Below are 13,334 nucleotides of genomic sequence, written 5' to 3'. Positions count from 1 at the left end.
AGGCTTTCCATGACCGACGCGCGCGCGCCCCAAGGCCCCCAGGCAAAGCCCGGCATTCTCGACATCGCCCCCTATGTCGGCGGCAAGTCGTCTATCGCCGGCGTCGCCGAGCCGATGAAACTATCCTCGAACGAGAACATGCTGGGCGCCGGCGAGAAGGCGCGCGCGGCCTATGAGGCGGCGATCAAGAACATCCACATCTACCCGGACGGTCGTGCGACCAAGCTTCGCGATGCGGTGGCGGAGAAGCATGGGCTGGAGTCCGAGCGGCTGATCTTCGGCAATGGTTCGGACGAGGTCTTCGCCCTGCTGAACCAGACCTATCTGACGGCGGGCGACAATATCGTCTGCGGCCAGTACGGCTTCCTGGCCTATCGGATCAGCGCCCTGGGCTGCGAGGCCCAGGTCAAGCTGGCTCCGGAGCCAAACTTCAAGGCCGAGGTCGACGCACTGCTGGCCCAGGTCGATGAGCGGACGAAGATCGTCTATGTCTCCAACCCGTCGAACCCGACCGGCAGCTACAACACCGGCGAGGAAATCCGCCGCCTGCACGCAGCCCTGCCGGCCGATGTCATTCTGGTGATCGATGAGGCCTATGCGGAATATGTGACCGAGGCCGACTGGGAGACCGCCTTCCCTCTGGCCAAGGGGGCCGAGAACATCGTCGTCACCCGCACCTTCTCCAAGATCCACGGTCTGGGCGGTTTGCGCATCGGCTTCGGCTATGCGCCGCTGAAGGTGGCCGAAGCCATCGACCGCATCCGCCTGCCGTTCAACGTCTCCGTGCCGGGGCTGGAGGCCGCGACCGCCGCCCTGTTCGACGAGGCGCACCAGACGGCGTCGCGCGAGTTGGTGTCGAACTGGAAGCCGCGCCTGACCCAGGCCCTGCGCGGCTTCGGCCTGGAAGTCCTACCCAGCGCCGGCAACTTTGTGCTGGTGGTGTTCGAAGGGGCTGAACGCGCCGCCGCCGCCAACGACCATCTAAACACTCGGGGCGTCATCGTGCGCCCGGTCGGCGGTTATGGCCTGCCTCAGGCGCTGCGCATCACCATCGGCACGGAAGATCAGAACCGGGCCGTGATCGACGCGCTCAGCGAGTTCGCGGCGACCTGATCGGTCGCCGCCTTTTCCTCAGCCGCCGAAGCGACGGGCGAAGAAGACGCCCGTGCGGATGGTGTCGTCTTCCTGGGACAGGGGGCTGTCGGCGATGTCGCCCAGGCGGCGTTCGTAGTTGACCAGGGCGCCGGCGCCCCATTTGTCGTTGATCGGGACCAGCAGGAACAGGCTGGCGCCCGCGCCTTGCAGGCCGCTGCCCGGCGAATAGGCGTCGATGCCGTTGCGGGCGGCCTCTTCGGCGCTGACGCCGTAATAGGCGTCGGCCAGCTTGGCGTCGCCGCCGCGGGCGTAGACCGAGACATTCATCAGCCCGACCGGCGTCCGGCGCTGGTGGCCGACGGAAGCGTAGTATTCCGTGCCCTCGCTGACGTCCGAAACGTCGCGGCTGACCCGACCGCCGACCACGATATTGCCCGGCAGGCGTTTGAAGGCATAGGCGGCCATGTCGGCCCCGAAGCCAGGACGATCCAGATCCAGCCCTTCGATATCATCAGGCGAGAAGCGCGGACGAAGTTGCAGGCCGGCGCGGAAATCGTCGGTCTTGATCGCGTTCCAGCCCAGACCATCGACGGCGTTTATAGAGATCACGTCGCGATAGTTGGCCGAGATCCAGGGCACGACCTGGGTCTCGGATCCCGTGTCCCCGCCGCTGTCCTTGCTGTAGAGGGCGCCGACGCCCAGATCGACGGTCCAGCCCTGGGGGGTGGGGCGGATCTGTTCATAGGGCTGGGACTGGGCCAGAGCCCCGCCCGCGAAGGCGGAGGTCGCCGCCGCCGTGAGGGCCAGGGTGCAAAGACGAAGGGCGCGCGAAGACGGGACGAAGGACATGGGGGCGAGTTCCTTGAACAATATCGGTCAGTCGATATGTTTGAACTTGGGCTCCAGCAAGGCCGCAGACGCCGTCTCTATGCGATGTTCCAGTAACGTCATCATCGCTCCGCGTTTCAATCCTGAAGGGATAGGCTCCAGGAATTCGAACACCACCTTGCCCGGATAGCGGCGGAAGCCGTGGGCGGGCCAATGGACGCCGGAGTTGGTGGCGACGGGCCAGCAGGGGCCTTCCAGATCGCGATAGATGGCGGCGACGCCGGGCTTGTAGTCGCCGGGCACGCCGGGGTCGTTGCGGGTGCCCTCCGGGAAGATGACGATCTGGCGGCCTTCGGACAGGCGGTCGCGGGCCTGTCGCGTCATGTCCTTCAGCGCCTTGGCGTGGCCGGCGCGATCGACGGCGATCATCTTGGCCTTCCAGGCGAACCAGCCGAAGAAGGGCAGGGGCATCAGCTCCTTCTTCATTACGAAACAGGCGTCGGGCAGGACCGCCAGCAGGGCGACGATGTCCAGCATCCCCTGGTGTTTCGATGCGATCAGGGCCGCGCCCGACGGCGCGTGCTCAAGCCCCCGCACCTCGACCTTGACCCCTGCGATCCAGCGCAGGCCGAACAGGACGATCTTCGCCCAGAGTTTGCAGACGCCCTGCGCATAACGGTGCGGCGCCAGGAGGATGGGCGACAGGCCGATGGCGACGATCGGCATCGACAGATAGAGCCAGGCGGTGAAGAGCAGGGAACGCAGGGTGTTCACTTAGGCGGGCGCCTTTTCGGGGGGAATGTCAGAGACAGAAGTGTCGGGTGCGGGGGCGTCGGATGCAGGGGCGTCGCGGCTGAGGCGACGCACCGCCTCCCGGCCTAGAGCCGTCAGGTATTTCATATATTCGAGCGTCATCCGACGCGCCGTCACCGTCGCACGCCACCAGTGCCTGTTGTCCAGCGACGGGGTCGAGACGGCGTAGGGGGTCAGTTTGACGCCCGGCAGCTGGCCCCGGATCTCCACCAGCGAGCGAGGCATATGATAGTCGGAGGTAACGACGATCAGGTCGTCATAACCCTTGGCCCGCGCCCAGGCCGCGATCTCCTGGGCGTTGCCGACGGTGTCCTCGGCTTCGAAGCCCAGGTCGACGCAGCAGTTGAACAGGCGGCTGGAGCCTGGCGTCAGCTCGCGCAGCTCGCGACGACGGACCTCGCGATTGACGCCCGAGATCAGGACACGCTGGCCCTTGCCCTGTTCCAGCAGGCGGATGGCGGCGTTGACGCGTTCGGCCGAGGGGCCGGTCAGGGCCACGATGGCGTCTGCCGTGGCGGGATCTTCGGCGGGGGTCAGTTCGCGCACCCGGTGCGCGAAGGCGAACAGGCCGACCAGCCAGATCAGGACGACGATGCCGACAACGACGAGCAGTCTCATGCCTTCCTCCTGCCTGAGCCCAGCACCTGCATGGCGGCGAATCTGGCCGCCACAAGCGCCACCGTAGCCGCCAGCAGCGGACATGGCGAGAGCAGCAGCAGGTCGCCCCAGGTCACCGGCAATGCCTGGGTCAGGCCGTCCGATCCGCCCAGGAACCGCAGAAACGCCAGCAGCAGGCCCGCAGAGCCTGCTCCAATGGCGCCGGCGCCGGCCGCGATAAGAGCGAAACGCCGCTGGAACAGCCAGGCGATGCGTCCGTCGGTGGCGCCGTTCAGGCTGAGGGTCTCGATCACGCCGCGCCCGGCCGCCAGGCCGGCGCGGGTGGCGTAGGCGATGGCGGCGGCGGCGGCGAAGGCGGTGGCCAGGAAGGCGGCGCCGGCCAGGGCGGTGATCAAGGCCGCCGAACGTTCGACCTCGCCGCGCCACAGGCTGTGATCATCGACGGTGGCGTCCAGCCCGGCCTCGGCCAGGGCGCGGCTCAGGGTCACGGGGCTGGCGGGGGCGTCGGGCTTCAGCCGCACCGTCACCAGATGGGGCAGGGGCAGATCCGGCAGGACCGCGTCGCCCAGCCAGGGCCGCAACAGATCCTCGGCCGCCTTGCGATCCAGGGCCGCCGCCTCTTCGACCCCTTCGACGCCGGACAGGGTTTCGGCCGCGCGCGCGGCGGCGGTGTCGCCGCTTTCGCCGACGCGAGGGCGGACCTGAACCGTGGCCTCCGACCCTAGTTGGCGCGCCCAGCCATGGGCGGCCCGGTCGGCGGCGGAGGCGGCGACGGCAGCCAGGCACGCCAGGAAACACAGAACGGCGATGACGGTCATCAGCCAGGGCTCGCCTGCGGCGGCGGGCGGCAGCAGGCCGGGGCGTCCCGTCGAAAGGCGGAAGTCGGACAGACGGATCATGCCGCAGCCCTTTGGGCCTTGCTGAGCCGCCCCTGGTCCAGCCTCAACACCTGAGCGCCCGACCGTTCGGCCAGGGCCTGGTCATGGCTGGCGATCAGGACGGTGGCGCCCAGACGGTTCAGCGACTGGAACAGGCGCAAAAGCTTGTCGGCCATGACGGCGTCCACGCTGCCGGTCGGTTCGTCGGCGACGATCAGGCCGGGCCGGGTGATGACGGCGCGGGCGATGGCCAGACGCTGCTTCTCTCCGCCGGACAGGGCCGGGGGACGGGCGTCCATCCGGCGGCCCAGGCCGACCCATTTCAGCATCTCTTCCACATCGGCGGCGTAGTCGGCCTCGCGTCCACCCGCCAGCCGCAAGGGCAGGGCGGCGTTGTCGAAGGCGGACAGATGGTCCAGCAGGCGGAAATCCTGGAACACCACCCCCATGCGGCGGCGAAAGGCCGGGATGTCGCGTCGGTCGATGTCTGAGACGTCTGCCCCGAACAGGTGAATGGTTCCCGTGGTCGGTCGGTCGGCCAGGGTCAGAAGACGCAACAACGAAGACTTTCCGGCTCCGGACGGCCCGGTAAGGAAGTGGAAAGAGCCTCGCGTCAGAATGAGGTTAACGTCTCGCAGCACGTCGGGCGCGTCCACATAGCCGAAACCCACGCCCGACAGGCGGACGGTCTCGGTCACGGGGGCGGAATCGGCGGCGCTGGTTGGCGAGGACGGCATTGAGTTTGTTTCAGGGACAGGGTGCGAAATCGCGCCTTACAGGAGGGGGCGACAGCCTCGCAGTCAGCCACATGATACTGACCTGCCCCGCCTGCGCCACCAGCTATTTCATTCCCGACGACGCCGTGGGCGCGAACGGGCGCAAGGTGCGCTGCAAATCGTGCGGCGAAGTCTGGCGCGCGACCAACGACGAACCGCTGGAACTGAGCGTCGCGCCCGAGCCGCGCGTCATTTCTACGCCCGATGGGGAACACGCTTCCGAACCCGCCAGTCTGGCCGAGACCCCGGCCCCTGAACTGCCCAAGGCCTTCCGCGCCCGCGCCGAACAGCAGCGTCGCCTGCGCCGCGCCGCGACCCATGGCGTGGTCTGGGCCGGCCTGGCCAGCGCCTTTGTCGGGGTGATCGTTTCGGCCTTCCTGTTCCGGATCGAGGTGGTCGAGGCCTTCCCGCGCGCTGCGGCCGCCTATGCCGCCGTCGGCGCGCCGGTGAATCCTGTCGGCCTGGACTTCGAGGCCATGACCGCCAAGGAGGTCGCCGTCCATCCGGGGATGGTTCTGGTCTCCGGCGCCCTGCGCAATGTCCGCGACGCCGAGATCGTGGCCCCGCCGGTCCGTGTCGCCCTGCTGGACGAGCACGGCGCAGAGGTCGGGTTCAAGATCGTGACCATTGACGCCGCCCCGGTCTTGCCGGGCAAGGTCCAGGGGTTTGCCGTCCTTATCCCCGATCCCGGCGGTCACGCGGCCGACATCGGCGTCAATTTCGTGACGGCGGAGGCGCCCCACGCCAAGCCGGCCAAGGATCACGGATCTGATGGCCATGCTGCGCCGGCCAAGGCGCATGGGGAAGGTCACGGCGAGGATCACGCTGCGCCGGCGCATCCCCCGGCAGACGCTCATGCGCCGGTCGATGCTCATCCCCCGGCTGACCATGCCCCGGCAGACGCCCATGCGGAGCTTGCGCCCGCCTCCAACGGCCTGCGTTCGGCCGTGGCGCCGGGGCTCGGCGGGCGTGGTGCGGGCGCGCCGATCGACGCTCGGCCCATTCCCGTGGTGGACAGAGGTCATGGCGAGGCGGTATCCGCCTCGCATGGCTGATCTCTCTCCCGAGCCGACCGTCCTCCTGGCCGAGGCCGACATCGCCCGCGTCGTCGCGGATCTCGCCGCGCGCATCGCGCCGGCCATCGACGACGAGACGGTCGCCGCCGTCCTGCTGACCGGCGGCCTGTGGTTCGCCGCCGACCTGACCCGCGCCCTGGCGCGCGTCGGCCGCAATGTCCGGTTCGACGCCCTGTGGCTGGCCTCCTACGGCGACGACAAGACCAGCCGCGGCAAGATCGACGTCTATGCGCCGTTCCAGCGTCCCATCGCTGGGCGAAAGGTGCTGATCCTTGACGACGTCTTCGACACCGGTCTGTCCCTGGCCGAGGCTGTGCGGATCGCCCGCGAGGCCGGAGCGTCCGAAGTCCTGACCTGCGTCTTTGCCCGCAAGCCCTGGCCCGCCCCCCGAGCGCCCGAGCCGGACTTCGTCGGCTGGGAGGCGCCGAACCGGTTTCTGGTGGGCTATGGGCTGGATAATGCGGGCGGCCTGCGCGGCCTCCCGGACATCTGCGCGCTGGATTAGTCGCTTCAGCGATAGAGAGAGGCGCGGTTCAGCGGCAACCCCGACTTACCCGCGCGTCGCTTCTGGGCCACGGTCTGGTAGACGAGGATGGAGCCGCGTTCGAAGCCCTTGGCGCACATGGCGAAGAATATGAGCCACAGGCGGGTGCGCTCCTCTCCAACCATGGCGATGGCCTCGTCTCTGCGGGCCATCAGGCGGCGGGACCATTCGGCGGTGGTGGCCTGAAAATGTTCACGCAGGTTCTCGACGTCCAGCACCTCGAAACCCAGGCGGCCGAGGTTGGTCACGGTCATGCCGATGGTGTCCAACTCTCCGCCCGGGAAGATGAAGCGGCCGATTGTGCGCGTTGCGGTCGTCTGGGGGGTGATGTTGCCGATATCGCGGCCGCCGCGGCGGACGGAGGCCTGGTGGAAATACAGGCCTCCCGGCTTCAGCAGGCGATGCATCTCCAGGAAATGACGGTCGTGATTGGCGAAGCCGACGTGTTCGAACATCTCCACCTGGCTGATGGCGTCGAACTGTCCGGTCATCTCCAGGTCGCGATAGTCCTTGAGTTCCAGGGTGATCCGGTCTTGCAGGCCTAGGCGAACGATCTTGGCGTTGGCGAAGGCGAGCTGTTCCTCCGACAGGGTCACGCCGTGGACCTTGACGCCATAGTGCCGCGCCGCCCAGCATGACAGACCGCCCCAGCCGCAGCCGATGTCGAGCAGGGTTTGACCGGGTTTGAGGCGGAGCTTCCTGCAGATGAGATCCAGCTTGCGGGTCTGGGCATCCTCCAGCGACTGGTCCGCGTCGGCGTAACAGGCGCTGGAGTAGACCATCTCTGGATCTAGGAAGAGGCCGTAGAAGTCGTTGCCTACATCATAGTGGAAGGCGATGAAGTCCTTGTCGGTGCGGGCGGACTTGTCCTTACGCTGGCCGGCCTCGCCGGTGGGATCATAGGCGGCGTCGCCGACGGGGCGGGCCTTGCCTGCTAACAGGAAGGGGATCAATGCGCGCGCGATCAGCCCCTTGTTGACCCGACGCGGCAGATGGACGGCGCGGCCATGGTCCCAGCGATCAGCCGCTTCCAGGGGCGAGCCGCCCTCGATGCGCACGTCGCCGGTGGCGTAGAGCTCGAACAGGGTCATCAGGCTGGGCTTCAGCACCAGCCGTCGTACGGCGGAGGGGTCGGACAGCACGATGCGGATGTCGTCCCTGGCGTCAGGACCCAGAGGAAGGATTTCGCCGGTCCAGAGCTGCAACGACAGATCAGCCTGTAGATGTCCCGCAATATGCGCAACGATCCGACGCGCGGCGGCCGTGCGCGAATCCTGGCCGCCTGTAGCGACGGTGGTCATGTGATCTTGTCCCCGAATTTCATGCAGGTCGTGACCTTACCGAATTGATCGAACGGCGCTAGATGATGGGGCGAAATGCTGCGGCGCCTGAATTTCCGCCGTGTGCGGCGTTGACTCCGAGACGCCCTTCCGTATATGTCGCCGCTCTTCGCCCCCGGGGGTCTCTCCGGAGGGCGTCTTCATTTTTGCGTTTGCGCTGAGGCTTCAACATGTACGCGGTGATCAAGACCGGCGGCAAGCAGTACCGGGTCCAACCGGGCGATACGATTGTCGTCGAAAAGCTCGATGGCGACGCCGGCTCGGAGCTGAAGTTCGACAGCGTCCTGATGCTGGGCGGCGACAAGGGCGTGACCCTGGGCGCTCCCCTGATCGACGGCGCCTTCGTCGGCGCGACCCTGGTCGAGACCCGCAAGGGTGAGAAGATCAAGATCTTCAAGAAGACCCGTCGTCAGGGCTATCGCCGCACCAACGGCCACCGCCAGATGGAATCGGTCCTGCGCATCACCGGCATCGAAGGCGCCGGCGAGACCGCCAAGTGGGACGGCAAGGTCGATCTGACGACCAAGGCCGAGATCAACCTGCGGGCCCGCAACCTGGCCACCCGCGGCGCGACTTCCGCTCTGGGTTCGACCGAGACGGTCGTGACCGACGTGGACGGCGCCGAGGTCAAGGGCGTCGTGGTCGAGAGCTCGGTTCCCGCCAAGAAGGCCCCGGCCAAGAAGAAGGCTGCGCCCAAGGCTGAAGCCGCCGGCGACGAAGCCTAAGACATTCACCGGCGCCTCACCGCGCCAGACCAGTTAAGAGAGACGTCCTCAAGTAGGCCGAAAGGCCGGTAGGACACTCAGGAAAGACGGAGCGGCAAGATGGCTCACAAGAAATCCGGTGGTTCGTCGCGTAACGGTCGCGACTCCGAGTCGAAGCGCCTGGGCGTGAAGAAGTATGGCGGCGAGCGCGTGCTGGCCGGCAACATCATCGTGCGCCAACGCGGCACCACCTTCCACCCGGGTGAGAACATCGGCATGGGCCGCGACCACACCCTGTTCGCCCTGACGCACGGCGCGGTGAAATTCACCAAAAAAGCGGGCGGCCGTTGTTACGTGTCGATCCTCGCGGCGAATGACGACGCCGCTCAGGCGCTCGCCGCCGAGTAACGCAGTCTGGAAAACTCCGGATCGCGTTGCTCCTCCAAGCAGCCGATCCGGACCAGGGAAGATATTCCGCGGGGAGTCTGGATCACCAGGCTCCCCGTTTGCGTTTCCCCGCCTCGAAGACCGTCCGAGCCCTCCAAGGAGGCGGTCAATGAGAGAGGCGACCGCCCATGTGCGTCATAGAAACCTCCCCCGTCGTCGAGACGCGGCGTCTGGTGCTGCGCGCGCCTGCGCCCCAGGACGCGCCCCGGATCGCGGCCCTGGCCAATGATCTGGACATCGCACGGATGACCAAGCGGATGCCGCATCCGTTCCGCGTTCAGGACGCCGACGACTTTGTGCTTCAGGTCGCGGCGCAGGATCCGGCGCGGGCCAACACCTTTGTCATCGAGCATGAGGCGGCGGGGCCGGTCGGGGTCATCGGCCTGTTCGAGGGCGAGGATCGCGTGCCCGAGGCCGGCTATTGGATTGGGCGCGACTATTGGGGGCGGGGCTTCGCCACTGAGGCCCTGGACGCCGCCCTGGTCTGGGCCAGCCGCAAGTGGAAGCGTCGGGCGCTGGTCGCCGGGCATTTCGCCGACAATCCGGCGTCGGGCCGGGTGCTGGAAAAGGCCGGCTTCCTCTACACCGGCGAGACGCGTCGGTCTTGGAGCCTGGCGCGGCGGGCCGAGGCGGATACGCGGATGATGGTCTGGCTGGCCTGATCTAGCCGGCGGCCAGGCCGGGGCCGAAGACGGCGGCGGCGCCCAGGACGCCGGCGACCAGCATGGCTGCCGCTCCAGCGACAAAGGCGGTGGCCGTGCGGGCCCGGCGACGGCGCATGCCGCCTGCGCGGTATTTGCGGATCAGGATCATGGGGCCTCGGGTAAAGGCCTCGGACCCGATGATGTTGTGCTGGGACAAGAAGGCGCTCCCCGACTGTCTCGTGAGCAGGGATCTGTCCGGGGTCGGAGTGGTCAGAAGATGGCGATCCGCGTTACCCCGGTCGCGTCTTCGTGAGCGGGGTCAGCCGCAGAAGACCAGCCGCCCATTGTAAGTCCGGTAGTAGCCGCTGGCGGGGTCATAGGAGCGGTAGGCGCTGCGGCACCAGTCGATGCGACGCGCATCACGGCCTCCATGGCCATAGGCCGAGCCGCCGCCGGGGTAGATCAGGTCCGGCCGACCATAGGCGCCGGGATAGACGCTGGGGCCGGACCCATAGCCGGAGACGCGGTAGCGGCGCGGATGGGCCGGGCGCTGGTCCCGCCAGGCGGCGCCGCAGTCGGTGCGGCCGGCGTCCCAATAGTCGTCGCAGCGGTAGTCGCCCGGTCGGTCGGCCTGACCGTTGAAGTCGTAGCGGGCGCCGTAGTTCGGGGAGCGATAGCTGTCCCGCCCCTGATAGGCCCCGTGGTCGTAGCGGGGCGGGGGCTCGTACCAGGTCTGGGCCACGGCCGGGACGGAGAACAGGGCCGTGGCGACGGCGGCGATCAGGGCGAGTCTCATGATGAATCCCCAGGACGGCCCTCGGGCCGGGGCGGATGGGAACGCTTACTGGAGACGCTTACGGGGCAGGGTTACGGACTACAGGGTGATATTGACGACGCGGCCGCCCCGGGTGTCAACGCGGCGCATCAGCACCAGGGGGGCTTCGTCGCCGGTGCGGACCGGAACGATCAGGAACCAGCCGCCGTCGGGCAGGCCGCTGAAGCGGAAACGGCCGTTCTCGCAGGTCTCGGAGCGGACGAAACCGCTGTAGTTGGCATTGGCGTCGGGCACGGTGCGGGCGCGGACCACGGCGGCGGGCACGGCGGCCCGGTCGGTCGAGCCGTACAGGGTGCGGAAGCGGGCGCGGGTATAGGGGGTGTCGGGCGTCAGGCCGGCCGAGGCGACGCAGGCGTAGGTCTTGCCGTCCTGAACATAGACGACGCGGCCCTCGATGGCGGCCTGGCCCGAACGTTCCGACCAGGCGAAGTCGGCCGGGTTGAAGGCGGCGGGGCCGCTGACGGGTGCGCCGCCGGGATAGGTGGTGGGGGCGCAGGCCGATACGGCGGCTGCGGCCAGGACGGCGGCGAGAACGGCGCGGGGGGCGAGGGGACGGATCGACATGGGCTTCCTCCGGAAATCCGGGCCGCCCTGGGGGAGGCGGGGCCGGAATGATCGTGGACCGGTCGCGGGGGTGCGACGGCCCTCTATCGCACGACCGACAACGCCTGTTCCACGGTCAAGGTTGCACCCTCTGGACCAGGAACCGACAAAGGGCGAAAGAGGCGGGAGATTTCGTCGGGCGCGCCGCCCGGCGTCCTGTTCTGGAGTGCGCCTATGACCGTCACCTTCGCCGATATCGAGGCGGCCAGGGGCCGAATCGCCGGTCAGGTGGACCGGACCCCCACCCGCTACTCGCGCAAGCTGTCGCAGCTGACGGGGGCGGAGGTCTGGGTCAAGTTCGACAATCTGCACTTCACCGGCAGCTTCAAGGAACGCGGCGCGCTGAACCGACTGCTGATGCTGACGCCGGAGGAGCGCAAGCGGGGGGTGGTCGCGGCCAGCGCCGGGAACCATGCCCAGGCCCTGGCCTATCACGGCGGGCGGCTGGGGGTGCCGGTCACCATCGTGATGCCTGAGGGGACGCCCTTCGCCAAGATCAACGGCACCCGGTCGCACGGGGCGACGGTGGTGATCCAGGGCCTGGACTTCACCGGCTCGACCGAGGAGGCCAAGCGGCTGGAGGCGGAGAAGGGCTTCGTCTTCGTCTCGGCGTTTGACGACGAAGGGATCGTGGCGGGCCAGGGGGTGTGCGCCATCGAGTTCCTGGAGGACGCGCCGGACCTGGAGGCCCTGCTGATCCCCATCGGCGGGGGCGGGCTGATCGCCGGCTGCGCCATCGCGGCCAAGGCGATGAAGCCGAACATCAAGGTGTTCGGGGTCGAGGCGGCCCGTTATCCGTCCTTCACGGCGCGCCGCGCCGGCAAGCCGCCGGTCTGCACCGGACAGACCATCGCCGAGGGCATCGCCATCAAGGCGGTGGGCGACATCCCCTTCGCCCTGGCCAACCCCTTGGTGGACGAGGTCTTCGTCTGCGAGGAGGCGGACTTCGAACGGGCCGTCGCCCACTATGTCACCTATGAGAAGACGGTGTCGGAGGGGGCGGGCGCCGGCGGTCTGGCGGCCCTGTTGGCCTATCCCGAGCGGTTCAAGGGGATGAAGGTCGGGCTGGAGCTGTGCGGCGGCAATATCGATGCGCGGATGCTGGCCGTGGTGCTGAACCGCGAGATGGTCCGTGAACGGAGATTGATCGTCTACCGCATCCTCGGCGACGACCGGCCGGGCATGTTGTCGGCCATGGCGGCGGTGATCGGGGGGCTGGGCGGCAACATCATCGACGTGGTCCACAATCGGTTGGCGCTGGACGTGCCGGCCAAGGGCGCCGAGTTCGACATCATGGTCGAAACGCGCGATAGCGCCCACGCCGATGAGATCGGCGAGGCCTTGAAGGAACGCGGCTATGAACTTCGGATGGGGTAGGGCGGCGCTGGTCGCGGCCTTCTTGATGGCGGGCTGCGGCCGGTCGGAACCGGTCGATCCGAACGCGGGCAAGGCGGAAGCCGCCGCCTTCATGGAGAAGAACGCCGGGGAAGAGGGCGTCCAGACCTTGCCCAGCGGGTTGCAGTACCGGGTGGTTCAGTCAGGACCGGCGGGCGGGGTCAGCCCGGATCGGAACGACCTGGTCAAGGTCGACTACGAGGGCAAGCTGAGCGACGACACGGTGTTCGACAGCTCGTTCGCGCGCGGGGCGCCGGCGGTGTTCACGCCGGAAACCGTGGTGCCCGGCTGGACCGAGGCCTTGCAGAAGATGCGCGTCGGCGACGAGTGGATCCTGTTCGTGCCGCCGGCCCTGGGTTACGGCGAGGTCGGCGGGGGCAGCGATATTCCGCCCAACGCCGTGCTGATCTTCCGGCTGAAGCTGCTGGACGTGGCGCCTGTGCCGGGTGGTGGTTCGGCTTCGCCGACGGCGATGGGCTGAGTTCTCATCCCTGTCGCGGAGCGGCGTGGCGGCTGCGTCCACGCTGCGCTTCTCCGAAGGTTCGCGCAGACCCGCAAGCTTCTTCCAACGTCGTCTTGAAAAATCGGGGGAATCGGCTGTCATAGTGTGTCGCTAATCGAGCGAAATACGTCGTGAGACGATAGGAGAGACAAATGTTTACATCGGTGACGATCATCGATCTGGAAGCGGTTTACGTTGACTACGTGCCGAGCCAACCGCACGGCGATTTTTCAAGC

The 13,334-nt window shown here is 67.8% G+C and carries 17 protein-coding genes; 8 read left to right on the top strand and 9 right to left on the bottom strand.

Going from position 1 to position 13,334, the window contains the following annotated elements; all coding sequences use genetic code 11:
* Positions 1-9: 9 nt before the first annotated feature.
* The gene (gene hisC, locus ACW177_RS15370) at positions 10-1,113 is read left to right on the top strand and encodes a histidinol-phosphate transaminase (protein ID WP_492026540.1); all 1,104 of its coding nucleotides are present in this window, start codon (positions 10-12) and stop codon (positions 1,111-1,113) included.
* Positions 1,114-1,131: 18 nt separating this feature from the next.
* Here hisC and ACW177_RS15365 read toward each other — a convergent pair whose 3' ends face one another.
* The 5 genes from ACW177_RS15365 to ACW177_RS15345 are packed head-to-tail and all read right to left on the bottom strand — an operon-like array spanning position 1,132 to position 4,969.
* Positions 1,132-1,944: a MipA/OmpV family protein gene (locus ACW177_RS15365; protein WP_492026539.1), complete on the bottom strand. Its 813-nt coding sequence runs from the start codon at positions 1,942-1,944 to the stop codon at positions 1,132-1,134.
* A 27-nt stretch (positions 1,945-1,971) separates the two neighbouring features.
* Positions 1,972-2,697, bottom strand: a complete 726-nt coding sequence (locus tag ACW177_RS15360; RefSeq protein ID WP_492026538.1) for a lysophospholipid acyltransferase family protein — start codon at positions 2,695-2,697, stop codon at positions 1,972-1,974.
* Positions 2,698-3,354, bottom strand: coding sequence for a YdcF family protein (locus ACW177_RS15355; RefSeq protein ID WP_492026537.1), 657 nt, complete (start codon positions 3,352-3,354; stop codon positions 2,698-2,700).
* Positions 3,351-4,253, bottom strand: a complete 903-nt coding sequence (locus ACW177_RS15350) for a cell division protein FtsX (RefSeq protein ID WP_492026536.1) — start codon at positions 4,251-4,253, stop codon at positions 3,351-3,353. The genes ACW177_RS15355 and ACW177_RS15350 overlap by 4 nt, the downstream gene beginning before the upstream one ends.
* Positions 4,250-4,969, bottom strand: coding sequence for a cell division ATP-binding protein FtsE (locus tag ACW177_RS15345; RefSeq protein ID WP_492026535.1), 720 nt, complete (start codon positions 4,967-4,969; stop codon positions 4,250-4,252). The genes ACW177_RS15350 and ACW177_RS15345 overlap by 4 nt, the downstream gene beginning before the upstream one ends.
* Positions 4,970-5,040: 71 nt before the next feature.
* On the opposite strand from ACW177_RS15345, the gene ACW177_RS15340 reads away from it, so the two are divergent.
* Both ACW177_RS15340 and ACW177_RS15335 read left to right on the top strand, forming a co-directional pair.
* Positions 5,041-6,063, top strand: a complete 1,023-nt coding sequence (locus tag ACW177_RS15340) for an MJ0042-type zinc finger domain-containing protein (protein ID WP_492026534.1) — start codon at positions 5,041-5,043, stop codon at positions 6,061-6,063.
* Positions 6,056-6,589, top strand: coding sequence for a phosphoribosyltransferase (locus tag ACW177_RS15335; RefSeq protein WP_492026533.1), 534 nt, complete (start codon positions 6,056-6,058; stop codon positions 6,587-6,589). Before ACW177_RS15340 ends, ACW177_RS15335 begins: the two co-directional genes overlap by 8 nt.
* A 5-nt stretch (positions 6,590-6,594) precedes the next feature.
* Here ACW177_RS15335 and ACW177_RS15330 read toward each other — a convergent pair whose 3' ends face one another.
* A complete protein-coding gene (locus tag ACW177_RS15330; RefSeq protein WP_492026532.1) occupies positions 6,595-7,929 on the bottom strand; it encodes a class I SAM-dependent methyltransferase in 1,335 nt (444 codons plus the stop codon).
* 209 nt (positions 7,930-8,138) lie between these two features.
* Here ACW177_RS15330 and rplU point away from each other — a divergent pair, with 209 nt between their 5' ends.
* The 3 genes from rplU (at position 8,139) to ACW177_RS15315 (ending at position 9,781) form a co-directional block, all read left to right on the top strand.
* A complete protein-coding gene (rplU, locus tag ACW177_RS15325; RefSeq protein ID WP_492026531.1) occupies positions 8,139-8,693 on the top strand; it encodes a 50S ribosomal protein L21 in 555 nt (184 codons plus the stop codon).
* Between the two features lie 99 nt (positions 8,694-8,792).
* The gene (gene rpmA, locus ACW177_RS15320) at positions 8,793-9,080 is read left to right on the top strand and encodes a 50S ribosomal protein L27 (RefSeq protein ID WP_267515499.1); all 288 of its coding nucleotides are present in this window, start codon (positions 8,793-8,795) and stop codon (positions 9,078-9,080) included.
* A 167-nt stretch (positions 9,081-9,247) separates the two neighbouring features.
* Positions 9,248-9,781: a GNAT family N-acetyltransferase gene (locus ACW177_RS15315; protein WP_492026530.1), complete on the top strand. Its 534-nt coding sequence runs from the start codon at positions 9,248-9,250 to the stop codon at positions 9,779-9,781.
* Between the two features lies 1 nt (position 9,782).
* Here ACW177_RS15315 and ACW177_RS15310 read toward each other — a convergent pair whose 3' ends face one another.
* The 3 genes from ACW177_RS15310 to ACW177_RS15300 form a co-directional block, all read right to left on the bottom strand.
* On the bottom strand, positions 9,783-9,980 hold the full coding sequence (locus ACW177_RS15310; RefSeq protein WP_492026529.1) for a hypothetical protein: 198 nt from the start codon (positions 9,978-9,980) through the stop codon (positions 9,783-9,785).
* Positions 9,981-10,082: 102 nt separating this feature from the next.
* Positions 10,083-10,559 (bottom strand): BA14K family protein, encoded by a 477-nt coding sequence (locus tag ACW177_RS15305; protein ID WP_492026528.1) that lies wholly within the window; start codon positions 10,557-10,559, stop codon positions 10,083-10,085.
* A 78-nt stretch (positions 10,560-10,637) separates the two neighbouring features.
* On the bottom strand, positions 10,638-11,162 hold the full coding sequence (locus ACW177_RS15300; protein WP_492026527.1) for a hypothetical protein: 525 nt from the start codon (positions 11,160-11,162) through the stop codon (positions 10,638-10,640).
* Between the two features lie 213 nt (positions 11,163-11,375).
* On the opposite strand from ACW177_RS15300, the gene ACW177_RS15295 reads away from it, so the two are divergent.
* Both ACW177_RS15295 and ACW177_RS15290 read left to right on the top strand, forming a co-directional pair.
* On the top strand, positions 11,376-12,578 hold the full coding sequence (locus ACW177_RS15295; RefSeq protein WP_492026526.1) for a threonine ammonia-lyase: 1,203 nt from the start codon (positions 11,376-11,378) through the stop codon (positions 12,576-12,578).
* Positions 12,559-13,077, top strand: a complete 519-nt coding sequence (locus tag ACW177_RS15290; protein WP_492026525.1) for an FKBP-type peptidyl-prolyl cis-trans isomerase — start codon at positions 12,559-12,561, stop codon at positions 13,075-13,077. Before ACW177_RS15295 ends, ACW177_RS15290 begins: the two co-directional genes overlap by 20 nt.
* Positions 13,078-13,334: the final 257 nt, after the last annotated feature.

Source organism: Brevundimonas sp. AVps23W, assembly GCF_058681395.1.
This window is presented reverse-complemented; position numbering and strand designations above follow the sequence as displayed.